Origin of the sequence: Zhihengliuella sp. (genome assembly GCF_031178195.1) — a bacterium.
In the GTDB taxonomy this organism is placed as follows: domain Bacteria; phylum Actinomycetota; class Actinomycetes; order Actinomycetales; family Micrococcaceae; genus Zhihengliuella.
In genome coordinates this window covers 364,419-385,905 of sequence record NZ_JAPSJL010000003.1, presented here as the reverse complement: position 1 = coordinate 385,905, position 21,487 = coordinate 364,419, and the positions used below count along the sequence as shown (strand labels likewise).

Annotated in this window: 20 protein-coding genes; 5 read left to right on the top strand and 15 right to left on the bottom strand. The window is 71.3% G+C overall.

The window, feature by feature from the left end:
- Window positions 1–12 precede the first annotated feature (12 nt).
- The 3 genes from ispG to RIN46_RS06885 form a co-directional block, all read right to left on the bottom strand.
- Entirely contained in the window at window positions 13–1,164 is a 1,152-nt protein-coding gene (gene ispG / locus RIN46_RS06895) for a flavodoxin-dependent (E)-4-hydroxy-3-methylbut-2-enyl-diphosphate synthase (RefSeq protein ID WP_309080217.1), read from the bottom strand.
- A gap of 162 nt (window positions 1,165–1,326) precedes the next feature.
- The gene (locus RIN46_RS06890) at window positions 1,327–1,626 is read right to left on the bottom strand and encodes a YciI family protein (RefSeq protein ID WP_309080218.1); all 300 of its coding nucleotides are present in this window, start codon (window positions 1,624–1,626) and stop codon (window positions 1,327–1,329) included.
- Window positions 1,627–1,678: 52 nt separating this feature from the next.
- On the bottom strand, window positions 1,679–3,142 hold the full coding sequence (locus RIN46_RS06885) for a GH1 family beta-glucosidase (RefSeq protein WP_309080514.1): 1,464 nt from the start codon (window positions 3,140–3,142) through the stop codon (window positions 1,679–1,681).
- A 257-nt stretch (window positions 3,143–3,399) separates the two neighbouring features.
- Between RIN46_RS06885 and RIN46_RS06880 the strand changes: the two genes are divergently transcribed.
- Complete coding sequence (locus RIN46_RS06880) at window positions 3,400–4,386, top strand: Gfo/Idh/MocA family oxidoreductase (RefSeq protein WP_309080219.1); 987 nt, start codon at window positions 3,400–3,402, stop codon at window positions 4,384–4,386.
- Between the two features lie 7 nt (window positions 4,387–4,393).
- Here the strand turns inward: RIN46_RS06880 and RIN46_RS06875 are convergent, their stop codons facing one another.
- From RIN46_RS06875 to RIN46_RS06850, 6 genes are all read right to left on the bottom strand, one after another.
- Window positions 4,394–5,875 (bottom strand): site-2 protease family protein, encoded by a 1,482-nt coding sequence (locus RIN46_RS06875; protein ID WP_309080220.1) that lies wholly within the window; start codon window positions 5,873–5,875, stop codon window positions 4,394–4,396.
- Window positions 5,872–7,137, bottom strand: a complete 1,266-nt coding sequence (gene dxr, locus RIN46_RS06870; protein WP_309080221.1) for a 1-deoxy-D-xylulose-5-phosphate reductoisomerase — start codon at window positions 7,135–7,137, stop codon at window positions 5,872–5,874. The genes RIN46_RS06875 and dxr overlap by 4 nt, the downstream gene beginning before the upstream one ends.
- A 160-nt stretch (window positions 7,138–7,297) precedes the next feature.
- Window positions 7,298–7,720 (bottom strand): organic hydroperoxide resistance protein, encoded by a 423-nt coding sequence (locus RIN46_RS06865; RefSeq protein WP_309080222.1) that lies wholly within the window; start codon window positions 7,718–7,720, stop codon window positions 7,298–7,300.
- An 83-nt stretch (window positions 7,721–7,803) separates the two neighbouring features.
- Window positions 7,804–9,366 carry a tripartite tricarboxylate transporter permease gene (locus tag RIN46_RS06860; RefSeq protein ID WP_309080223.1) on the bottom strand — a complete coding sequence of 521 codons (1,563 nt, stop codon included), beginning with the start codon at window positions 9,364–9,366 and terminating at the stop codon, window positions 7,804–7,806.
- On the bottom strand, window positions 9,367–9,870 hold the full coding sequence (locus RIN46_RS06855; protein WP_309080224.1) for a tripartite tricarboxylate transporter TctB family protein: 504 nt from the start codon (window positions 9,868–9,870) through the stop codon (window positions 9,367–9,369).
- Window positions 9,867–10,877: a tripartite tricarboxylate transporter substrate-binding protein gene (locus tag RIN46_RS06850; RefSeq protein WP_309080225.1), complete on the bottom strand. Its 1,011-nt coding sequence runs from the start codon at window positions 10,875–10,877 to the stop codon at window positions 9,867–9,869. The genes RIN46_RS06855 and RIN46_RS06850 overlap by 4 nt, the downstream gene beginning before the upstream one ends.
- A 258-nt stretch (window positions 10,878–11,135) precedes the next feature.
- Here RIN46_RS06850 and RIN46_RS06845 point away from each other — a divergent pair, with 258 nt between their 5' ends.
- Entirely contained in the window at window positions 11,136–12,701 is a 1,566-nt protein-coding gene (locus RIN46_RS06845; RefSeq protein WP_309080226.1) for a sensor histidine kinase, read from the top strand.
- Complete coding sequence (locus tag RIN46_RS06840) at window positions 12,698–13,363, top strand: response regulator (protein WP_309080227.1); 666 nt, start codon at window positions 12,698–12,700, stop codon at window positions 13,361–13,363. Before RIN46_RS06845 ends, RIN46_RS06840 begins: the two co-directional genes overlap by 4 nt.
- Here RIN46_RS06840 and RIN46_RS06835 read toward each other — a convergent pair.
- From RIN46_RS06835 to RIN46_RS06810, 6 genes are all read right to left on the bottom strand, one after another.
- On the bottom strand, window positions 13,345–13,737 hold the full coding sequence (locus RIN46_RS06835; RefSeq protein WP_309080228.1) for a hypothetical protein: 393 nt from the start codon (window positions 13,735–13,737) through the stop codon (window positions 13,345–13,347). The two genes, RIN46_RS06840 and RIN46_RS06835, sit on opposite strands and share 19 nt — an antisense overlap.
- Window positions 13,734–14,585 (bottom strand): CoA ester lyase, encoded by an 852-nt coding sequence (locus RIN46_RS06830; protein WP_309080229.1) that lies wholly within the window; start codon window positions 14,583–14,585, stop codon window positions 13,734–13,736. The genes RIN46_RS06835 and RIN46_RS06830 overlap by 4 nt, the downstream gene beginning before the upstream one ends.
- Complete coding sequence (locus RIN46_RS06825) at window positions 14,582–15,073, bottom strand: MaoC family dehydratase (protein WP_309080230.1); 492 nt, start codon at window positions 15,071–15,073, stop codon at window positions 14,582–14,584. Before RIN46_RS06825 ends, RIN46_RS06830 begins: the two co-directional genes overlap by 4 nt.
- 8 nt (window positions 15,074–15,081) lie before the next feature.
- Window positions 15,082–16,245: an acyl-CoA dehydrogenase family protein gene (locus RIN46_RS06820; protein WP_309080231.1), complete on the bottom strand. Its 1,164-nt coding sequence runs from the start codon at window positions 16,243–16,245 to the stop codon at window positions 15,082–15,084.
- 101 nt (window positions 16,246–16,346) lie between these two features.
- The gene (locus RIN46_RS06815) at window positions 16,347–18,554 is read right to left on the bottom strand and encodes a biotin carboxylase N-terminal domain-containing protein (RefSeq protein WP_309080232.1); all 2,208 of its coding nucleotides are present in this window, start codon (window positions 18,552–18,554) and stop codon (window positions 16,347–16,349) included.
- An 8-nt stretch (window positions 18,555–18,562) separates the two neighbouring features.
- Window positions 18,563–20,170 carry a carboxyl transferase domain-containing protein gene (locus RIN46_RS06810; RefSeq protein ID WP_309080233.1) on the bottom strand — a complete coding sequence of 536 codons (1,608 nt, stop codon included), beginning with the start codon at window positions 20,168–20,170 and terminating at the stop codon, window positions 18,563–18,565.
- 154 nt (window positions 20,171–20,324) lie between these two features.
- Here RIN46_RS06810 and RIN46_RS06805 point away from each other — a divergent pair, with 154 nt between their 5' ends.
- The gene (locus tag RIN46_RS06805; RefSeq protein WP_309080234.1) at window positions 20,325–20,954 is read left to right on the top strand and encodes a helix-turn-helix domain-containing protein; all 630 of its coding nucleotides are present in this window, start codon (window positions 20,325–20,327) and stop codon (window positions 20,952–20,954) included.
- Between the two features lie 63 nt (window positions 20,955–21,017).
- Entirely contained in the window at window positions 21,018–21,482 is a 465-nt protein-coding gene (locus RIN46_RS06800; protein ID WP_309080235.1) for a GNAT family N-acetyltransferase, read from the top strand.
- Window positions 21,483–21,487 lie beyond the last annotated feature (5 nt).

Here is a 21,487-nt window from a genome sequence, read left to right as displayed (position 1 = left end):
ACGGCGGGAGCGCTAGGAGACGCTGACGGAAGGGGAGCCGCCCTCAACCGGTTCCATCTCCTCGGCGATGCGCATGGCTTCCTCGATCAGGGTCTCGACGATCTCGCTCTCGGGGACGGTCTTGATGACCTCGCCCTTGACGAAGATCTGGCCCTTGCCGTTGCCGGACGCGACGCCCAGGTCGGCGTCGCGGGCCTCGCCCGGCCCGTTGACCACGCAGCCCATGACGGCCACGCGCAGCGGGACCTCCATGCCCTCGAGCCCGGCCGTGACCTCGTCCGCCAGCGTGTAGACGTCCACCTGCGCGCGTCCGCAGGACGGGCAGGAGACGATCTCGAGTTTGCGCGGGCGCAGGTTCAGCGCCTCGAGGATCTGGCTGCCGACCTTGACCTCCTCGACCGGCGGGGCCGAGAGGGAGACGCGGATGGTGTCACCGATGCCCTGGGACAGGAGCGCCCCGAACGCCGTGGCGGACTTGATGGTGCCCTGGAAGGCGGGGCCGGCCTCGGTCACGCCCAGGTGCAGGGGCCAGTCGCCGGCCTCGGCGAGCAGCTCGTAGGCGCGCACCATGACCACGGGGTCGTTGTGCTTGACGGAGATCTTGAAGTCGCGGAAGCCGTGCTCCTCGAACAGCGATGCCTCCCAGATGGCGGACTCGACGAGCGCCTCCGGGGTGGCCTTGCCGTACTTCTGCAGCAGCCGCGGGTCCAGCGAGCCGGCGTTGACGCCGATGCGGATGGAGGTCCCGTGGTCCTTGGCGGCCGCGGCGATCTCCTTGACCTGGTCGTCGAACTTGCGGATGTTGCCCGGGTTCACGCGGACCGCGCCGCACCCGGCTTCGATGGCGGCGAAGACGTACTTCGGCTGGAAGTGGATGTCCGCGATGACCGGGATCTGGGACTTCCGGGCGATGATCGGCAGCGCCTCGGCATCCTTGTCCGTGGGGCAGGCCACGCGGACGATGTCGCAGCCGGCGGCGGTGAGCTCGGCGATCTGCTGGAGGGTGGAGTTGATGTCGTGCGTCTTGGTGGTCGTCATCGACTGGACGCTGATCGGCGAGTCCGATCCGATGCCGACCTTGCCCACGTTGAACTGACGGGTCCGGCGCCGCGGCGCGAGCACGGGCGGCGGGGCGGACGGCATGCCGAGGGAGACGGCGGTCACGGATCCTCCAAGATGAAGTCGGTCGAGCGGGCGGACGGCGCGGTCGCGCCGGTCCGCTGCATCCATCCTACGCCGCCCGTCCCGTCGCGGTCCGGCCCGTGTGACCGCCGCAACCGGAGGTTCAGCTCACGGCGGACGCGGTCCGGAGTGCGGCCGGCGCCGTCAGGACGCGTAGGCGGCGAGCTCCCCGGTGACCGGGTTCCACTCCGTCACCTTGGCGTTGGCGACCAGGCCCTGCGCCACGAACGGGTCCTGCTTCAGGACGTCGTTCACGGCCTCCTCGCCGGCCGCGGCGAAGATCAGCAGGGCGCCGGACCCGTCCCCGAACGGTCCGGAGGCCACGAGCTTCACGGCCTGCGGGTCCTGCAGGCCGGCCAGCAGCTCGCGGTGCTGGGCCCGGTGCTCGGCGCGGGCCTCCTCGGTGTCCGGGGCGTACACGTATTCGACGGCAAACAGACTCATGCGCCACAGTGTACTGACTCGGGCCGGTCGTTCGCCCCACCGTGGCCTCGGGTCAGATCGCGCGCTCCGCGATGATGTGCCGGTACTCGCGGCCGCTGTCCTTGATGAGCCGCTCCTGGGTGTCGTAGTCCACCCGCACGATCCCGAACCGCTTCTCATAGCCCCGCGCCCACTCGTAGTTGTCCAGGAGCGACCAGTAGAAGTAGCCGCGGACGTCGACGCCGGCCTCGCGGGCCTCCAGTGTGGCGCCGAGGTGGGCGCGGAGGAACTCGGCCCGCTCGGCGTCGGCCACCCGCGTGGCGCCGTCGCCGCCGTCGGTGACGACGTCGTCGAACGCGGCGCCGTTCTCCGTCACGTAGAGCGCCGTCCCGGCCGGGCGCGCGTACTCGCGGTCCACGCGCAGCAGGAGGTCCGTCAGCCCCGCCGGCTGCACCTCCCAGCCCATCGCCGTGCGCGGCAGGCCGCGCTCGTGCCAGAACAGGTTCGTGTGCGCGGGGAACGGGGACGACGTCGCCCGGTCGGTGGGCGCGTCGCCTGCCGGGGGCTCCTCGGCCGGAGGGGCTCCGCCGACGTACTCGCCGTGGTAGTAGTTCACGCCGAGCGCGTCGAGGGGCGTGGAGATGGCCGCCAGGTCGCCGGCCTGGTCGGCGTCCTCGAGCGCCGCGAGCGCGGCCGGGTCCACCTCGTGGAGGTCCAGGGCGATGTCCTGCGGATACTCCCCGCGGAAGAGGGGGTCCAGGAACCAGCGGTTGAACTGGCCGTCGATCCGGCGGGCGGCGTCCCGGTCCGCCTCGTCCTCCGGATCGGCGGGCTCGGCGACCGTCAGGTTCAGGGTCAGCCCGAGCTCGAGTTCGCCGTCACGGCGGCGCAGCTCCTGCACCGTGCGGCCGTGGGCGAGCAGCAGGTGGTGGGCGGAGAGCAGCCCGTCCGTCACGGACTGCCGGCCCGGGGCGTGGATCCCGGCGGTGTAGCTGAGGAAGGAGGAGCACCACGGCTCGTTGAGCGTCGTCCAGGTCTCCACGCGGTCCCCGAGCGCGTCGTGCACCGAGAGCGCGTACTCGAGGAACCGGTCCACGGTCTCCCGGCTCGTCCAGCCGCCCTTCTCCTCAAGCGCCTGCGGCAGGTCCCAGTGGTAGAGAGTCAGCCAGGGCTTGATGCCCACCTCGAGCAGTTCGTCGACGAGCCGGCGGTAGAAGTCCAGGCCCTGCTCGTTCACGGGCCCGCCGTCCGGCCGGACCCGGGACCAGGACGTGGAGAAGCGGTAGGCCTGCAGACCCAGCTCCTCCATGAGCGCGACGTCGTCCCGGTAGCGGTGGTAGTGGTCGCACGCGACATCGCCGGTGTCGCCGTTGATGACCGCGCCGGGCTGGCGCGCGAAATGGTCCCAGATGGATGCGGTCCGGCCGTCCTCGAACGCCGCACCCTCGATCTGGTAGGCGGCGGTCGCGGCGCCGAACAGGAACTCGTCCGGGAACCGACGGTGCGCCAGGTGACCGGCCGGGGAGGCGGTCGGCACGGTGGAGGCGGTCCCGTCCGACCCGTGGTCTCCAGGGTCGGGGCGGCCGGTGTCCTCGTGGTCGGATGCTGACGTCTCGGGTGCGGGCACGGGTCGGTCCTCTCGTCGGCGGGGGTTCCACTCCCTCCGTTGTCTACCCGGACGGACGCTCCACGGCAAGGCCCCCGGGGCGGGCCTGTCCCACGGGGGCTGCGTGCGTCGTCGGGGCCGGACAGCGCGGCCGCTGCTCACGAGGCTCCGCTGGTAGATTCCTCGCCATGACCACGCTGCGTTGGGGCGTCCTCGCCACCGGCTCGATCGCCCGCATGTTCACCCGCGACGCCCGGCTCGCCGGGCTCGAGGTCGCCGCCGTCGGATCGCGTTCCGAGGCCGCTGCCCGCGCCTTCGCCGAGGAGCACGGCATCGCCCGCGCCTACGGCTCCTACGAGGCGCTCGCGGCCGATCCCCAGGTCGACATCGTGTATGTCGCGACGCCGCACCCACACCACTGCGCGGCGGCCCGGATGCTTCTGGAGCACGGGAAGCACGCGCTGGTCGAGAAGCCGTTCACGCTCAACCGGCGCGAGGCGGAGTCGCTCCGGGACCTGGCCCGGTCGCGCGGCCTCCTGGTCATGGAGGCCATGTGGACGCGGTACCTGCCGCACATGATCCGGATCCGCGAGCTCATCGCCGCGGAGGCGCTCGGCGAGATCCGGGCCGTCGCGGCGGACCACACGCAGTCGCTGCCCGCCGACCCGGCGCACCGCCTGAACGCGCTCGAGCTCGGCGGCGGGGCGCTGCTCGACCTGGGCATCTACCCGATCTCCCTCGCGTGGGACCTCCTGGGTGAGCCGACATCGGTCAAGGCCTCGGGACGCCTCGGGGAGACCGGGGCCGACACCGAGGTGGCGACCGTCTGCACCCACGCCGGCGGGGCCCTGTCCACCTCGCTGTCCTCATCCCGCGCCGCAGGGCCGAACAGCGCCCACATCATCGGCTCGAAGGGTCGGATCGACATCCACCGCGTCTGGTACACGGCCGCGGACTTCACCGTCTACGGCGTCGACGGCGGGGTGGTGGAGCAGTATGCCTCCGAGATCCCGGGCCGGGGCATGCAGTACCAGGCGCTCGCCGCGGAGCGTTACGTCGCCGAGGGCCGCCTCGAGGGCGATCTCCTCACCCTGGACGACTCCGTGGGCATCATGGGCACGCTCGACGAGATCCGGCGGCAGCTGGGCGTGGTCTATCCCGGGGAACGCGCCTGACCGCAGGTCAGAAGAGCTGGACCGGCTTGACGATGTCCGCGTAGATCAGGAGCACGCCCATGACCAGCAGCAGCCCGGCCACCACGTAGGTCACCGGCAGCAGTCTGGCGATGTCCACCGGTCCCGGGTCGCGGCGCCGGAACAGTTTCGCGAAGCCGCGGCGGATCGCCTCCCACAGCGCCCCCGCCACGTGACCGCCGTCCAGTGGCAGCAGCGGGATCAGGTTGAACACGAACAGCGCGATGTTCAGGCTCGCCACCAGGCCCACCAGGGTGGAGGCCCGGTCCCGCAGCGGGACCTCCTCCATCGCGGAGACCTCCCCGGCGATCCGTCCGACGCCGACCACGGAGATCGGCCCGTTGATGTCCCGCGGCGCGTCGGTGAACGCGGCACGCGCGACGGCCGCCATGCGCGCGGGCAGGTCCAGCACGACGTCGGCGACGGCCCGGATGTTCTCCCCCACCTTCTCGGGGACCTCGGTGATGGGCAGGGTCATGTGCCGGGTGTCCGATCCCATGCCCACGAACCCGACCTGCACGGTCTCGACCTCGCCCGCGGCATTGGTCATGGGCCGGCCGATGGCGTCCAGTCGCGGGCGCTCGGTCAGCAGCGGCTCGATGCGGGTGGTGTGCTCGACGCCGTCGCGGACGTAGGCGAGCTCGACGGTCTCCCCGGCCGTGGAGCGGATCAGCTCCGTGAGTCGCTGCCAGTCCCACTCGGCGACCCGCACGCCGTCGTACTCCACCACCTGGTCGCCCGGCCTCAGGCCGGCCGCGGAGGCGGGGGCCTCCGGGTCCCCGGGGCGGCAGGAGTCCTCACCGGCCGCGGCGCGCTCGGCCTGCTCGGCGGAGCTGAGCACGCACTCGTTGACGGTGGAGACACGAGTGGTGTTCTGGTACGTGCCCACGCCGCTGACCAGGAGTGCGAGCAGGATGAACCCGATGAGCAGGTTCATCACCGGCCCGCCGAGCATGATGATGATGCGTTTGTGGACCGGCAGCTTGTAGAACAACCGGTTCTCGTCGCCGGGCCGGAGCTCCTCGGCGGAGGCCTGGCGGGCGTCGTCGGCCAGCTGCTGGAAGATGCCCGTGCTGGAGCGCCGGGTCGTCGGCACCGGCCCGGGCTCGACGCCGGTCGCCGAGGCGTCGACGGCCGGTTCCCGCCCGGCCGTGCCCTCCGCGGCGGCGGGCTCCTGCGCCCTCGAGGCAGGGCGGCCGAGGTCCGTCCGCCCGACGCCGTCCCCGCCCTTCGCCGGCGGGAACATCCCGATCATGGAGACGTATCCGCCCAGCGGGATCGCCTTGACGCCGTACTCGGTCTCGCCGCGGCGCGTGGACCAGAGGGTGGGGCCGAAACCGATCATGTACTTCGGCGTGCGCACCCCGAAGAGCTTGGCCGGGACCAGGTGCCCGATCTCGTGGAGGGCGATGGAGGCGCCGACCCCGATCAGGACGAGGACGACGCCGGCGATGAACAGAAGAACGGTCACAGGAGTCCCCAACGCTCGTGGGTGCGGTTTCGTGCCCAGTCCTCGGCGGCGAGCACCGACTCGACCGTGAGCTCGTCGCCGACGATCGCGCCGGCGTCGTACTCCTCGACGATCTCGGCGACCGTGTCGACGATCTGCAGGAAGCCGATCCGGCCGGCGTGGAAGGCCTCGACGGCCTCCTCGTTGGCCGCGTTGTAGACGGCCATGTGGGTGCTGGAGGCGGCGGCCGCCCGCTTGGCGAGCTCGATCGCCCCGAAGGTGGCCTGGTCCAGCGGCTCGAACGTCCACTCGGCGGCGCGGCTGAAGTCGCAGGCCGCGGCGGCGCCGGGGACGCGGCGCGGCCACGCGAGGCCCAGCGCGATCGGCAGGCGCATGTCCGGCGGGGAGGCCTGCGCGATGACGGAGCCGTCGACGAACTCCACCATGGAGTGGACGATGGACTGCGGGTGGACCACTGGCTCGATCCGCTCCAGCGGGATGTCGAAGAGCAGGTGCGCCTCGATGACCTCGAGCGCCTTGTTGACCAGCGTGGCGGAGTTGGTGGTGACCACGCGGCCCATGTCCCACGTGGGATGCGCCAGGGCCTGCTCGGGCGTGACGTCGGCCAGCTCGGCGCGGGTGCGGCCACGGAACGGGCCGCCGGAGGCGGTGACGACGAGCCGGGAGACCTCGTCCGGGTCGCCGGCGCGGAGGGCCTGGGCCAGGGCCGAGTGCTCGGAGTCCACGGGCACGATCTGCCCGGCGGCGGCGGCGTCCTTGACCAGCGCGCCGCCGACGATCAACGACTCCTTGTTCGCCAGCGCCAGCAGGTGCCCGGCGCGGAGCGCGGCGAGCGTGGGGGCCAGGCCGATGGATCCGGTGATGCCGTTGAGCACGACGTCGGCGCTCGCCCAGCCGGCGATGGCGGCGGCGGCGTCCGGCCCGGCGAAGAGCTCGGGCCGGTAGGCGGGGCACCCCGCCTGCCCGGCGGCCTCGGTGATCGCGGCGGCCAGGGCCTCCGGCGACGTCCCGGCCGCGCCGACGGCCTCGGCCCGGTGCTCGACGGCCTGGCGCGCCAGGAGCTCGACGTTCGAGCCGCCGGCGAGCGCCACGACCGTGAACCGGCGCCCGCCGTCGGAACCCCCGGCGCGGGCGACGACGTCGAGCCCCTGGGTGCCGATCGAGCCGGTGGAGCCGATGAGGGCGATCCGGCGGGCCCTGTCCTGCGGCGGCGCGGCGAACGGTTTCGGCGGGGGGTTCTGCGGTGAGCTCACCCGCCACATTGTTCCAGACGCCTCCGCCGGATCGGCTCCCCGGCCCGCAGGCCAGCCGGATGCAGGCACGGGCCGTCGCCCCGGGGGCGGGACCGCGCGTGCACAGACACGAGCGGCCCGGCCGTGACCCCGTTCGGGGCCGCGACCGGGCCAGTGTGGACGGCGTCGTCTAGTCCTCGGAGACGCGGACGTCGACCTCGATGTTGCCACGGGTGGCGCGGGAGTAGGGGCAGACCTGATGGGCCTTGTCGGCGAGGTCCTGGGCGACGTCCCGCTCCACGCCCGGCAGCACGACCTCGAGGACCACGGCGAGCTGGAGGTTGCCCTCGTCGTCCTTCCCGAGCGTGACCCTCCCGCCGACACTGGAGTCCTGGATCTCCACGTTCTCCTTCTTGGCCACGAGCTGGAGGGCGCCGTGGAAGCAGGCCGAGTAGCCGGCGGCGAAGAGCTGCTCGGGGTTCGCGCCGTCGCCGCTGCCGCCCATCGACTCGGGAGCGGCGAGATCGAACTCGACGCGGCCGTCCCGGGTGGCCACGTGGCCGTTGCGCCCGGCCCCGGTGGCGAGTGCCTCGGTGGTGTAGAGCTCGTTCACAATGTTCCCCTTCCGGTCGGAATGCTGACACCCGTCAGCCAATCACCGCGGAGCACGCTCTGTGAACCGTCCGCGGCGACTACTCACCGACCTCCCAGATTGCTCCGATCTTCCCGCGTCTCCTCCACCTGCGGATCCTCTGGGCTCGAACCACTCGAGGGTGTCCGCCGGGCCCGCACAGCCTTCACGACCAGGGGAGCCAGGAGCAGCGTGACGATGATTGCGTAGACCCACACCGCGATGGGCTCCGAGACCAGGCCGGCCGGATCCCCTGCAGAGATCTGCAGGGCCTGCCGCAGTTCCTCCTCGACCCGGGGGCCCAGGATGACGCCGAGGATCAGCGGCAGGATCGGGAGGCCGTACCGCCGCATGAGGAAGCCGAGCAGCCCCAGGACCAGCAACAGGAACAGGTCGAAGGTCTGCAGGTTGACGGCGTAGGCACCCAGCGTGGCGAAGAAGAGGATCCCCGCGTAGAGGTACGGGCGCGGGATCTGCAGGAGCTTCGCCCAGACCGGTGCCAGGGGAAGGTTGATGAGCAGCAGCAGCGTGTTGCCGATGAAGAGGCTCGCGATCATCGCCCATACCAGTGCCGGATGACTCTCGAAGAGCAGCGGTCCCGGCTGGATTCCGTACTGGGTCAGCGCGATCAGCATGATTGCCGCCGTCGCGTTGGTCGGCAGCCCCAGCGCGAGCATGGGCGTCAGCGTGCCGGCGGCGGAGGCGTTGTTGGCTGCCTCGGGGCCGGCCACGCCTTCGATGGCGCCGTGCCCGAATTCGTGCCGGTGCTTCGAGAGCCGCTTCTCCGTCACGTAGGAGAGGAACGTGGGCACCTCCGCGCCGCCGGCTGGCAGGGCCCCGAAGGGGAAGCCGAAGGCGGTCCCCCGAAGCCACGGCTTCCAGGAACGTTTCCAGTCCTCCCGGCCCATCCAGGGCCGCCCCACGGGGATCGTCTCGACCGGCCGTCGCCGCAGGTGCGCGGCGATCCAGAAGGCCTCGCCGATCGCGAAGATCGCGACCGCGACGACGACGATGTCAACCCCGTCCACGAGCAGCGGCTGGCCGAAGGTGAGGCGGCGCTGCCCGGTGACGGGGTCCGCTCCGATGAGGCCGATGCCGAGGCCGAGGGCCAGCGCCGCGAAGCCTCGAACCTTTGACTGGCCCAGTACGGCGGTCACGGCGACCAGCGCGAGCAGCATGATCGCCAGATAGCTCGGCGCACCGAGACTGACGGCGAACTTGACCACGAGAGGTGCGATCGTCACGAGGAGAACGGTGCCGATCGTGCCCGCGACGAACGAGCCGATCGCGGCTGTCGCCAGGGCCTGCGCGGCCCGGCCCGCCTTGGCCATCTTGTGGCCCTCGATTGCCGTGATGACGGTCGAGGACTCGCCGGGCGTGTTCAGCAGGATCGAGGTCGTCGACCCTCCGTACATGCCGCCGTAGTAGATACCGGCGAACATGATCAGCGCCGCGTCGGCGCCGAGGCCGTAGGTGACAGGGAGCAGCAGCGCGACCGCCATGGCGGGGCCGATGCCAGGGAGCACGCCCACTGCGGTCCCGAGGAGGACCCCGACGAGCGCGTAGAGCAGATTGATCGGGGTCGCCGCGGCGGCGAAGCCCTCCATGAGGAGATTGAACGTCTCCATCTACAGCACTCCTTCCAGCAGGCCGGCCGGGAGCCGGATCCCCAGACCCAGGTAGAAGCCGTAGAAAGACGTCGTCGAGAGCACGAGGGCGATGATCGGGTCACGGACCCAGTGACGGCTGCCGAGGGTCGCCGCCGCACCCCAGAAAAGGACGAATCCGGCGATGACCCAGCCCGCGGCATCGACGATCGACGACGTGATGACGAGCAAGGCGATCAGGGGCAGGACTGTCTTCCAGTCCGTCGGCGTCCCGGGTTCGATGTCCTCGCCCTCCTCCGCCGGCGCGGACCGGCCGCGCAGCACCTGGACGACCAGACCGGCCGCGCAGACCAGGAGCATCACCCCGACGATACGAGGAACGGCCTTCGGGCCCACCGGGTCGCCCATCGAGTATGGGGCGGTGATGGTCGAGGCGTCCCACAGAACGAGGAAGCCGGCCACCCCGAGCAGGGCGGCGACACCCAGCTCGGAATAGTTCTTCCACCAGAGGCTCAGCGAAGTCATCCGAGTCCCAGCTGCTCCAGCGTGTTGGACACCCGGTCGTCCTGCTCGCCGAGGAAGGCCTCGAACTCCTCGCCCGTCAGGAAGGCGTCGGTCCACTGGTTCGTCTCCAGGGCGTCCTTCCACGCGTCGGTCCCGTGCATCTCCGTCAGGGCGTCGGTCAGCTCCTGCTGGTCCTCCTCGGAGGTCCCCGGAGGGGCGACGATGCCGCGCCAGTTGGAGAACACCAGGTCGATGTCCGATTCCACCAGCGTCGGGGCGTCGATCCCCTCGAGCCGCTCCTCACTGCTGACCGCGAGGACGCGGATGTCCCCGTTCTCAACCTGCTGCTTGAACTCGCCGATCCCGGAGGCGGCCGCGGCGATCTTGCTGCCGAGCAAGGCCGGCAGGAGGTCACCGCCGCCGTCGTACGAGACATAGTTGACCGTCGTCGGATCGATGCCCACCGTCTCGGCCAGCTGCATCGGCAGCAGGTGGTCGGGTCCGCCCGGGGAAGACCCTCCGCCGACGGCCAGCAGAGCGGGATCAGCCTTCCATGCCTCGACGAAATCGTCGATCGTCTCGTACGGGGAGTCCTTGGGCACCACGATGGCGCCCGGCTCTTCGACCAGACGCGCAATCGGCTCGGTGTCGGTCAACCGTGCGTCGGTGTCGTTGGTGTGGCTGGCGCCGACCACGCCCAGTCCCATGAGCATCGCCAGGTCGCCGTTGCCCTCCTCGTTGATGAGGCGGGCCAGCCCTACGGTGCCGCCGGCGCCCGGGAGGTTGAAGACCTCGATGGACTCTGCGATGCCTTCCGACTCCATGGTCTGGGCCGCCACGCGCGCCGTGGTGTCGTAGCCGCCGCCCGCCGAGTTCGGGACCATGATCCGCAGATCGGTCAGCGGCCCGTCCGCGCTCGCCGAGCCCTCGGCGTCGGCACCGGAATCGGAGGTCACGCCACAACCAGTGGCGGCGAGGACTGCGGCGATGGACAGGGCGGCCAGACCGCCGGATGTGCGCTTTCCCATGGAGGCTCCTAGAGGATTGTGCGAGTCAGTAGATGGTTTCGACGTCCCAGCGGCGGGCGCCGGAATGGAAGCAACGCTACGAAGACCGGTGACCGGCGTCACTCTTCTGGTCGCAGTGGACATTGTGATCTTTGTGGTCCGGGCCACATTTCGAGGACACCCGGCCCGCCGGTACAGTTCTCCGGTACATCACTCCCGCCGTCGTCGCACGAGGAACCCCGCATGGCACCCGTTGCCGGCCCACAGCATCGCAAACGCATGTCCCTTGCAGGCCAGCTGCTCGCACTGCAGCTGGTGATCGTCGTCGTCATGCTCGCGGGCGTCCTCGCCATCTCGATGGCCCAGTCGGCCAAGAGCTTCGAGCGGACCGAAGGACGGCGCGCGCTCTCTGCGGCGGAGACGCTCGCGGCGATGCCGCTCGTCCGGGCCCAGCTCCCAGGGTCGGCCCCGCGGATGGGCGCCGCCCTGCCGAGCGTCACGGAGTCGGTACGTGCGATCTCCGGGGCCAGCCTGGCTCTGCTCGCCAGTCCGGAGCAGGAGGTCGTTGCCTCCACCTCGCCGGCGCTGCTGGGGACACGGCTGGACCGTCCCCGGTCCGCTCCAGCGGGACGTTCCTGGACCGGCCGCGCGCCGCTGGCCGGACAGGACACCGCCGCCGCTTTCGTCCCCGTCCTCAACGACGCTGGCCAGGTGGTCGGCACCGCGGTCGTCGCCCGTGACCGGCCCCATGTGCTGCAGCTGGCTGCGGCCGCGGTGCCCAACCTCGCCGTCTACATGGGGCTCTCCCTCGCCCTCGGCATCTCGGGTTCGCTGCTGCTGGCGCGGCGGGTCAAGCGGCAGACCTTCGGGCTGGAGCCCCGCGAGATCGCGGCTCTCGCCGAGCACCGTTCCGCCGTCCTGCACGGCATCAAGGAAGGTGTGGTCGCCGTCGATTCCGAGCAGCGCATCACGGTCCTGAACGGCCCCGCGGCGCAGCTGCTCGACCTTTCCCCGGACGCGGTCTCTCAGCCCATCGGCAGTCTCGGACTCCCTGACGAGGTCGTCGACGCGCTGACCTCGGATGAGAGCGTCACCGACGAGCTGGTCCTGGCCGGGAGCCGGCTCATCGTGGTCAACCGGCGGCCGATCGTCAGCGGCAATCGGGTCGAGGGCCGGGTCACCACGCTGCGGGACCGGACCGAACTGGAGACACTCGAACGCGAACTCGGGACGACGCGTGCGACCACGGAGATGCTCCGCGCGCAGACTCACGAGTTCGCCAACCAGCTCCATACGATCTCGGGGTTGGTCCAGCTGCGCGAGTACGACGAGGTCATCCACTACATCGATGGGCTGGAGCAGGACCGGACGGCGTTCCGCGACGGGGTCACCGAACGGGTCGGCGATCCAACGGTCGCAGCAGTCCTCATCGCGAAGTCGAGCCTGGCCGCCGAACGTGGCGTGCGCCTGTCGGTATCGGACGGATCGTCGCTCGGCCGGATCGGCGACGAGCTCTCCCGGGACGTCGCCGCCGTCGTCGGCAATCTGGCCGACAACGCCATCGACGCCTGCGCCCGGACGCCGGATCCGCGCGTGCACGTGGAGCTCATGGACCTCCCCAACCTGCTGCGGTGCGTCGTCGCCGATTCCGGGCCGGGGATCTCCGACACCGACCTGCCCTCGATCTTCCGCCGGGGATTCAGCACCAAGACGGGGCCGCGGTCCGAGCGTGGCTACGGCCTGGCGATCGTCCGAGCACTCTGCCGGCGGCACGGTGGAGACGTGCGCGTCGAGAACCGGGGCGGGGCCGTCTTCACTGCTGAGTTCAGGCGGGAGGGCCGATGAGTCGAGTACTGATCGTCGACGACGACTTCATGGTCGCCCGCGTCCACGCCGGATTCGTGGCGGGGACTCCGGGTTTCGAGGTGGTGGGTACGGCGCACACCGGGGCGGACGCACTGACGGCGGTGCGCCGCCTCCTGCCGGATCTGGTCCTGCTCGACATCTATCTCCCGGATGTCTTCGGGCTGGACCTGCTCCCGCGGATCCGGGAGATCTCCGACGCAACCGATGTCATCGTGGTGTCCGCGGCACGTGAGGCCGACACGGTGCGCCGTGCGATGCGGGGCGGGATCGTGCACTACCTCATCAAGCCCTTCAAGGCGACGGACCTGCGCGACAAACTCGAGCACTACCGGCGGGTCTCGGGCAGTCTCAGTGCAGGCCGGACGACGGCTCAGTCCGACCTGGACCGGCTGTTCGGGGCGGGCGCGGGCCCCAGCCGGCCCCCCAAGGGCTACAGCCGGGAGACGCTCGACTTGGTCGAATCGTTCCTGGCCGAGGTCGACGGCGACGTGTCCGCGGCCGAGACGGCGGAGGCGCTCGGCGCGGCACGCGTCACGATCCGCCGGTACTTGGAGTTCCTCGTCGAGTCCGGAAGGGCGAGGGTCAATCTGAAGTACGGGACGATCGGTCGGCCCGAGCGCCGCTACGAACTCTCCGACTGAGGCCTACGGCCGCCGACGATCAGCGCCGCCAGATAGCCGAGCGCCAGTCCGGAGCCCATGAGCAACTGGGATTCCAGCCCGACCGACCAGTACTGGAGCCGACCCATCACGAGCCAGGTGACGGCGACTGCCGCCGCGCCGACGACCAGCCCGACCCCGCCGGCCCAGCGGCTGGGCCTGCCCCAGACGTAGACCAGCAGCAGACTCAGTGCCAGGACGAGGCCCGGAACGGCCTCCAGCAGGATGATCTCCGGGAATCCGGCGTCGCCCCGGAGGGCCCTGAACCGCAGGTCGTCGGACCACATCTTGTAGAGGAAGGGAAACGCCCCGAGGGCGAGGACGGCGCCGAGCGCCGCACCGACTACTGATTTCATGGGTCCAGTCTCCCGCGCGCGGCCAGGAGGCGGGCCTTCTTGAGCACTACCTCGTCGACCATCTGTCCCTCGTAGCGGAACGCGCCGGTCTGTGTCTCGGCCTCGGCGAGCAGCCCCCGCGCCCACTGGAGCTGCTCCGGGGTGGGCGCGTAGCCGTCGCGGATGACCGTCACCTGCCCGGGGTGGATGCAGGCGGTGGCGGTGAAGCCCTGCGCGACGGCGTCGCTCACCTCAGCGGTCAGGCCGGCGGTGTCCTGGAGGTCCAGATACACCGAGTCGATTGCCGCCTTGCCGTATGCGGCGGCCGCGAGCCGCACCTGCGCCCGAGCCTGCAGGGGCACGGAACGGTAGGGGCCCAGCCCCGTGGCGCCCGTGGCGGCGTCGTGCCGGCTGGCCGTCCCGCCGAGGGAGGCGACGAGATCCTCCGCGCCCCACATCAGTGCGACGACGTTCGCCTCGGCGGCGAGGGCCGGCGCGTTGACGACGCCGAGCGCGGTCTCGCAGAGCGCGACCACTCGGTAGTCGGCGAGCGCCCGCACCTGCTCCGGCGCCTCGGTCTTGGCCAGCATGACGTACCGGTACTCGGACTCGGCCAGGCAGGCCAGGTCCCGGGCGAAGTCCTCCGTGCCCACGGGGTTCACCCGGACGATGGTGCGAGCCGGATCCTGCGGGTTCGCCAGCAGTGCCCAGCGGGCGTCGGCGCGGTCCGCCGGCAGCACGGCGTCCTCCAGGTCGAGGATGACGGCGTCGGCGCGCCCGGCCGCCTTGGGATAGCGCTCCGGGCGGTCCGCCGGGCAGAAGAGGATCGCCGGTCCGAGGTCGAACCGGTCCTCGTGCCGGCCCGTCACGACTCCGTCCCGTGCTGCTCGTGCGCCTCCCGCGTCCACATCAGGCAGGTGCGGGTCGCCTCGGCGACGACGACGTCGTCCTGGTTGCGGCCGGTGTGCCTCATCGTCACCACGCCCTGGCCCGGCCGGGACGACGACGGCCGGGCCTCGACGATCTCGGTCTCGGCGTAGAGCGTGTCCCCGTGGAACACCGGGTGCGGGAAGCGGATGTCCGTCAGGCCCAGCTGGCCGATGATGGTCCCCTGTGTCAGCTGCGCCACGGAGAGCCCGACGAGCGTGGACAGGGTGAGCATCGAGTTGACTAGGGGCTGCCCGAACGGCTGGGTGCGGCTCCAGGCCGCGTCCAGGTGGAGGGACTGCGTGTTCATGGTCAGGGTGGTGAAGAGGACGTTGTCCGCCTCGGTGAGGGTCCGGCCTGGACGGTGGTCGTAGAGGGTCCCGGGCACGAGCTCGTCGAAGTACAGGCCCCGCTGCACGATCCGTTCCATCCGTCCTCCTACAGTCCCAGTTCGCGGGCGATGAGCATCAGCTGCACCTCGGTGGTGCCCTCGCCGACCTCGAGGATCTTCGAGTCGCGGTAGTGCCGCGAGACCCTGAACTCGTTCATGAAACCGTAGCCGCCGAACACCTGGGTGGCATCCCGGGCATTGTCCATCGCGGCCTCGCCGGCGACCATCTTGGCGATCGCGGCCTCCGACTTGAACGGCTGGCCCGCCAGCATCTTGGAGGCCGCCTTGTAGTAGGCGAGCCGGGCGGTGTGGGCGCGGGCCTGCATGCGGGCGATCTTGAACTGGATGGCTTGGTAGGAGCCGATGTTCTTCCCGAACTGGTGGCGCTCCTTGGCGTAGCGCACGGACTCCTCGACGCAGCCCTGGGCGGCGCCGGTGGCGAGCGCGGCGATGGCGATCCGCCCCTCGTCCAGGATCGAGAGGAAGTTGGCGTAGCCGCGGCCGCGGACGCCGAGCAGGTTCTCCTCGGGCACGCGGACGTTCTTCAGGGTCAGGGGGTGCGTGTCCGAGGCGTTCCAGCCGACCTTGCTGTAGGCCGCCTCGGCGGTGAATCCGGGCGTACCGGAGGGAACGATGATCGTGGAGATCTCCTTCTTGACGTTCCCGTCCTCGTGCTCGCTGGTCCCCGTCACGGCCGTCACCGTCACGTGCTGGGTGATGTCGGTGCCGGAGTTGGTGATGAACTCCTTGGTGCCGTTGATGACCCACTCGCCGTCGACCAGCTCCGCCTTGGTCCGGGTGCCGCCGGCGTCGGATCCCGCCTCCGACTCCGTCAGGCCGAAGCCCGCGAGCCTCTCGCCGGCGGCCAGCGCCGGCAGCCACTTCTGCTTCTGCTCCTCGGTGCCGAACCGGTAGACCGGCATGGCCCCGAGCGAGACGCCGGCCTCCAGCGTGATCGCGACGGACTGGTCCACCCGGGCGATCTCCTCCAGCGCCAGCGCGAGCGCGAAGTAGTCGCCGCCCATGCCCCCGTACTCCTCGGGGAACGGCAGGCCGAACAGGCCCATCTCGCCCATCTGGGCGACGATCTCGTAGGGGAAGCTGTGCTCCTCGTCGTGCTGCGCTGAGACGGGCGCGATCACCTCGTCGGCGAAGGCGCGGACGGTGTCGACGAGATCCTGGTACTCGTCCTCGAGTTCGAAGTTCGGCATGTGAGGCTCCTTCGCCACTGGTGCGGATGTCGCGGGGCGCCCGGTTCTCCCCGGGCCGGGGGTCGCTGGGCAGGCTTCGTTGAGGTCAGGTTTCGTGGATGTCAGCTTTCGTTGGACCCGGGTGGGGTCGAGTCCGATCCGGCATCGGGCCGGGGGTCGGCGTGCACGACGGCGATCACCTGGTCCTTGCCGACCTGCTCGCCGAGGCGGACGTGCAGTGTGACGGTGCCGGAGATCCAGGCGTGCAGCGGGTGCTCCATCTTCATCGCCTCCACGGCGCCGATCCGGTCCCCGGCCGCCACGTGCGCGCCGGACTCGACGTCCAGGGCGACGACGGCGCCCGGCATGGGCGCCGTCACGTTCGGCTCGCCGCCGGCCTCCTCCCGCTCGAGCACCGCCAGCTGGCGGTGGAGGACCTCGCGCCGGTCCAGGAGCCGGAGCCGGTTCGTCGTCCCCGCGCGGACCAGCCACATCCCGCCCGCGGGGTCGCGGAGGACGCGCGCGCCGGAGACCGGATCCGTCGCGGCGAAGTCGCCGAAGGAGTCGAGGACGCGTCCGCCGTCCGGGTCGACCGCATCGCCCCGGTCGGCCGCGGTAACCGGGTCGCCGGCGTCGTCGGAATCGTTCGCTTCGGGCACCACCTCGACGGTCTCGCCGTCGACGTCCAGCCAGTACGTCGGGCGGGCCGGCTCGCCGAGGCGCCAGCCGTCCAGCAGCTGCCAGGGACCCTGTCCAGGCCCGCCGATCGGACCGCCGGTGGACCCCGCAGCCGGCTGAAACTCCCTCTCCCAGGCCTGCTGGCCGCGCACAGCGAATACGAGGTCCTGCCGGGTCGGCCGCTCCGGCACGAAGCGCCCGCCCTGCTCCTCGGTCCACCGCCCGATCAGGTTGGTATCCAGGCGGCCGGCGGCCACCTCGGGATGGGCGAGCAGCGCGCGCAGGAAGGCCACGTTGGTTCGCACGCCCACGATCGTCGTGGCGGCGAGGGCCCGCTGCAGCCGCTCGAGCGCCTCGTCCCGGGTGGGCCCGTGGGCGATCACCTTGGCGATCAGGGGGTCGAACTCGGAGCCGACCGTGCCGGAGCCCTCGATCGCCGAGTCCACCCGCACGCCGTCGCCGCCCGGCAGCTCCACCCGGAAGGCCTCGCCGCTGGAGGGCAGGAATCCCTCGGCGGGGTCCTCGGCGTAGATGCGCGCCTCGATCGCGTGGCCGCGCAGTACGACGTCGTCCTGGACGAACGGGAGCCGCTCCCCCGCCGCGATCCGCACCTGCCATTCGACCAGGTCGATCGGCCTCTCCTCACCGCCGGCGCCGCCCCCTCCGCCGGCGATCCGGACCACCTCCTCGGTGACCGGGTGCTCGACCTGCAGCCGCGTGTTCATCTCCATGAAGAAGAACTCGCCCGGTGCGTCGTCGGAGACGAGGAACTCGACGGTGCCGGCGCCGATGTAGCCGACCGACTCGGCAGCCCGGACGGCGGCGGCGCCGAGCTCGGCGCGGATGCGCTCGCCGTCGGCGCCCAGCCCGGCGAGCAGCGGCGCGGGCGCCTCCTCGACGACTTTCTGGTGCCGACGCTGCAGCGAGCACTCCCGCTCGCCGAGGTGGACGGTGCGGCCGTGGCCGTCGGCGAGGACCTGGACCTCGATGTGCCGCGGCCGGGTGACGAGCCGCTCGAGCAGCAGCGTGTCGTCGCCGAACGCGCCGGCGGCCGTGCGCCGTGCCGAGGCGAGCGCGGCGGGGAGCTCCTCGGCGCTCCGGACGGCGAACATGCCCTTGCCGCCCCCGCCGGCGGACGGCTTGATGAGCAGGGGGAAGCCGACCCGGTCCGCCGCCTCGATCAGGGCGGCGTCGTCCAGTCCGGGGTCGCTGACGCCGGGGACCACGGGGACGCCGTGGCCGGCCACGTGGTTCTTGGACCGGATCTTGTCGCCCATCAGATTGATCGCCGAGCTGGGCGGGCCGATGAACGCGATCCCCTCCTCCTCCAGGGCGCGGGCGAACTCGACGTTCTCGGAGAGGAAGCCGTAGCCGGGGTGGACGGCCTCGGCCCCCGTCTCCCGGCAGGCGCGCAGGATCTCGCCGATGTCCAGGTAGGTGGTCGCCGCCGTCGCCCGTCTGTCCGTGCTCCCCCGCGTACCGGGGAGCCGGACGGCGACGTCGGCGACGCGGACGTGCAGGGCGTCCGCGTCCTGCGGGGCGTAGACCGCCGCGGCGCGCAGGCCCATCCGCTGGACGCTGCGGGCGATGCGGACGGCGATCTCGCCGCGGTTGGCGATGAGGACGGTGGTGAAGGGGAAGTCGTGGGTCATGGTGCCGCCTACATCCGGAAGAGGCCGAAGCCGGTATCGGGCAGTGGGGTGCGCGAGCAGACATCGAGGGCGAGCCCGACGACGCGGCGGGTGTCGGCGGGGTCGATCACGCCGTCGTCCCACAGCCGCGCCGTCGAGTAGTAGGGGTTGCCCTGCGACTCGAACTGCTCGCGGATGGGGCGCTTGAACTCCTCCTCGGCCTCGGGGTCCCAGGTCTCGCCGCGGGACTCGATCCCGTCCCGCTTGACGGTCGCGAGCACGTTGGCGGCCTGGTTCCCGCCCATGACGGAGATCCGCGCGCCCGGCCACATCCACAGGAACCGGGGCGAGTAGGCGCGGCCGCACATGGAGTAGTTGCCGGCGCCGAACGAGCCGCCGATGACCACGGTCAGCTTCGGCACGCGGGTCGTGGCGACGGCGGTGACCATCTTGGCCCCGTGCTTGGCGATGCCGGCGGCCTCGTAGTCGCGGCCGACCATGAAGCCGGAGATGTTCTGCAGGAACAGCAGCGGGACGCCGCGCTGATCGCACAGCTCGATGAAGTGGGCGCCCTTCTGCGCCGACTCGGCGAAGAGGATGCCGTTGTTCGCGACGATCCCCACCGGGTGGCCGTGCACGTGCGCGAAGCCGGTGACCAGCGTGCTCCCGTAGCCGGCCTTGAACTCGTGGAACTCGCTGGCGTCGACGATCCGGGCGATCACCTCGCGGACGTCGTACTGCGCGTTCACGTCCACGGGCACCACGCCGTAGAGCTCCTCCGGTGCGACGGCGGGGTCCCGGCCGGCTCGGACCGGCCAGGCGGGCCCGGCAGGAGCGGGGAGCGTCTCGACGATGTCGCGGACGATCTGCAGCGCGTGCGCGTCGTTCTCCGCCAGGTGGTCGGCGACGCCGGAGGTCTTCGCGTGCAGCGCGCCGCCGCCGAGCTCCTCCGCCGTGACGACCTCGCCCGTGGCCGCCTTCACCAGCGGGGGCCCGCCGAGGAAGATGGTGCCTTGGTTCCGGACGATCACCGTCTCGTCGCTCATGGCCGGCACGTAGGCGCCGCCGGCCGTGCAGGAGCCCATGACGGAGGCGATCTGCGGGATCTTCGCCGCGGACATGCGGGCCTGGTTGTAGAAGATCCGGCCGAAGTGCTCGCGGTCGGGGAAGACCTCGTCCTGCTTGGGCAGGAACGCTCCCCCGGAGTCGACCAGGTAGATGCAGGGCAGGCGGTTCTCCAGCGCGATCTCCTGCGCCCGCAGGTGCTTCTTCACGGTCATCGGCAGGTACGTGCCGCCCTTCACCGTGGCGTCGTTGCAGACCACCATCACGTGGCGTCCGTGGACCAGGCCGATGCCGGCGATGACGCCGGCCGCCGGTACCTCGCCGTCGTACATCCCCTCCGCGGCCAACGGGGCGACCTCCAGGAAGGGCGACCCCTCGTCCAGCAGCCGGTCCACGCGCTCCCGCGGGAGCAGCTTGCCGCGGCCCACGTGGCGCTGGCGCGACGTCTCGGGGCCGCCGAGCGCCGCGCGCCGCAACCGTGCGCGCAGGTCCGCGACGAGCTCGCGCTGCCCGTCGGCGTTGGCCGCGTGCTGCGCCGAGCCCGTGTCGATCCGCGTGTGGAGTCTCTCCATCGGTGTCTCCGTCGGCCTTCCGTGGTTGTTCCGTCGGGCGGTCCCCCGGGTGTGATCCGCGCCCCGTTAAGGATCGCTAACTCACGACTTCAGGTTAGTGTTGATTAACCGGGGTGTCTACAGGAGGCGCCCCATTCCGACCGGGAGGGCCGCGATGAGCGAGGACCGCACGGCGCGCGTCGACCCCGACGACGGCGGGCCGGCCTCCGCGCGCGACGCCGCGCGGGACGAGCGCCGGCAGGAGTACCTCGCCGCCGCGGCCCGGCTGTTCGCCGAGCGCGGCTACCGCGGCGTGTCCATCGAGGACCTCGGCGCCGCGTGCGGCGTCAGCGGACCGGCGGTGTACCGGTACTTCCGCGGCAAGCAGGCGGTCCTCGCGGCCCTGCTGGTCGGCGTCAGCGAGTCGCTGCTGGAGGGATCGCGCGCCGTCGTCGAGGACGCCGATGGTCCGGCGACCGCCCTGCAGCGCCTGATCGAGTTCCAGGCGGACTTCTCCCTGGACAACCGGGACGTCATCCGCGTCCAGGACCGCGATCTGGCGAGCCTGGACGACGGCGACTCCCAGCTCGTGCGCCGCCTCCAGCGGGACTACGTGGCACTCTGGGCCGCGCAGCTGCGGCGGCTGCACCCGGAGGAGGACGCGGCCGCGGCCCGGCAGCGCGCGCACGCCGCGTTCGGGCTGCTGAACTCGACGCCGCACTCGGGCGGGCGCGGACGCACGCCCGGTCAGAGGTCACGTCTGGTCGCGATGGCCTGGGCCGCGGTCTCGGCCCGGGTACCCTAGGACTTTGAGGCCGTGGGCCTTCCGCCCAGGCAACGACGTCGTACGCAGGAAAGAGGAACCCCCGTGAATCTACGCCCCGTGGAGCCAGCCGACCTCGACTGGTTTTTCGAGCACCAGCAGGATCCGGAGGCGAACATCATGGCGGGCTTCACCGCCAAGAACCCCTCGGACCGCGGCGTGTTCAACCACCACTGGGAGTCGATCCTGAACGACCCGGAGGTCACCGTCCGCACCATCGAGCACGACGGCAAGGTCGTCGGCTCCGTCATGGCCTACCCGAACGAGGGCTACCCGGAGATCAGCTTCTGGACGGACAAGGCCTACTGGGGCCGCGGCGTCACCACGTCGGCCGTGGACGCGTTCCTGCAGGAGTTCACCCAGCGCCCGGTCCGTGCCCGCGTGGTCACGGACAACATCGGATCCCAGAAGGTGCTCGAGCGCCGCGGCTTCACCGTGGTCGGCGAGGCGGAGGGCTTCGCCAACGCGCGGGCCGCCGTGGTCAAGGAATACATCATGGAGCTCTCCTAGAGCGG

Bases quoted from the DNA above. Each gene is read 5' to 3' on its own strand.
- RIN46_RS06845 (WP_309080226.1), top strand. From the start codon at position 11,136: ATGTCCCTTGCAGGCCAGCTGCTCGCACTGCAGCTGGTGATCGTCGTC.
- RIN46_RS06810 (WP_309080233.1), bottom strand. From the start codon at position 20,170: ATGGAGAGACTCCACACGCGGATCGACACGGGCTCGGCGCAGCACGCG.
- RIN46_RS06880 (WP_309080219.1), top strand. From the start codon at position 3,400: ATGACCACGCTGCGTTGGGGCGTCCTCGCCACCGGCTCGATCGCCCGC.
- RIN46_RS06850 (WP_309080225.1), bottom strand. From the start codon at position 10,877: ATGGGAAAGCGCACATCCGGCGGTCTGGCCGCCCTGTCCATCGCCGCA.
- RIN46_RS06860 (WP_309080223.1), bottom strand. From the start codon at position 9,366: ATGGAGACGTTCAATCTCCTCATGGAGGGCTTCGCCGCCGCGGCGACC.
- RIN46_RS06825 (WP_309080230.1), bottom strand. From the start codon at position 15,073: ATGGAACGGATCGTGCAGCGGGGCCTGTACTTCGACGAGCTCGTGCCC.
- RIN46_RS06890 (WP_309080218.1), bottom strand. From the start codon at position 1,626: ATGAGTCTGTTTGCCGTCGAATACGTGTACGCCCCGGACACCGAGGAG.
- RIN46_RS06805 (WP_309080234.1), top strand. From the start codon at position 20,325: ATGAGCGAGGACCGCACGGCGCGCGTCGACCCCGACGACGGCGGGCCG.
- dxr (WP_309080221.1), bottom strand. From the start codon at position 7,137: ATGTGGCGGGTGAGCTCACCGCAGAACCCCCCGCCGAAACCGTTCGCC.
- RIN46_RS06820 (WP_309080231.1), bottom strand. From the start codon at position 16,245: ATGCCGAACTTCGAACTCGAGGACGAGTACCAGGATCTCGTCGACACC.
- RIN46_RS06855 (WP_309080224.1), bottom strand. From the start codon at position 9,870: ATGACTTCGCTGAGCCTCTGGTGGAAGAACTATTCCGAGCTGGGTGTC.
- RIN46_RS06815 (WP_309080232.1), bottom strand. From the start codon at position 18,554: ATGACCCACGACTTCCCCTTCACCACCGTCCTCATCGCCAACCGCGGC.
- RIN46_RS06835 (WP_309080228.1), bottom strand. From the start codon at position 13,737: ATGAAATCAGTAGTCGGTGCGGCGCTCGGCGCCGTCCTCGCCCTCGGG.
- RIN46_RS06840 (WP_309080227.1), top strand. From the start codon at position 12,698: ATGAGTCGAGTACTGATCGTCGACGACGACTTCATGGTCGCCCGCGTC.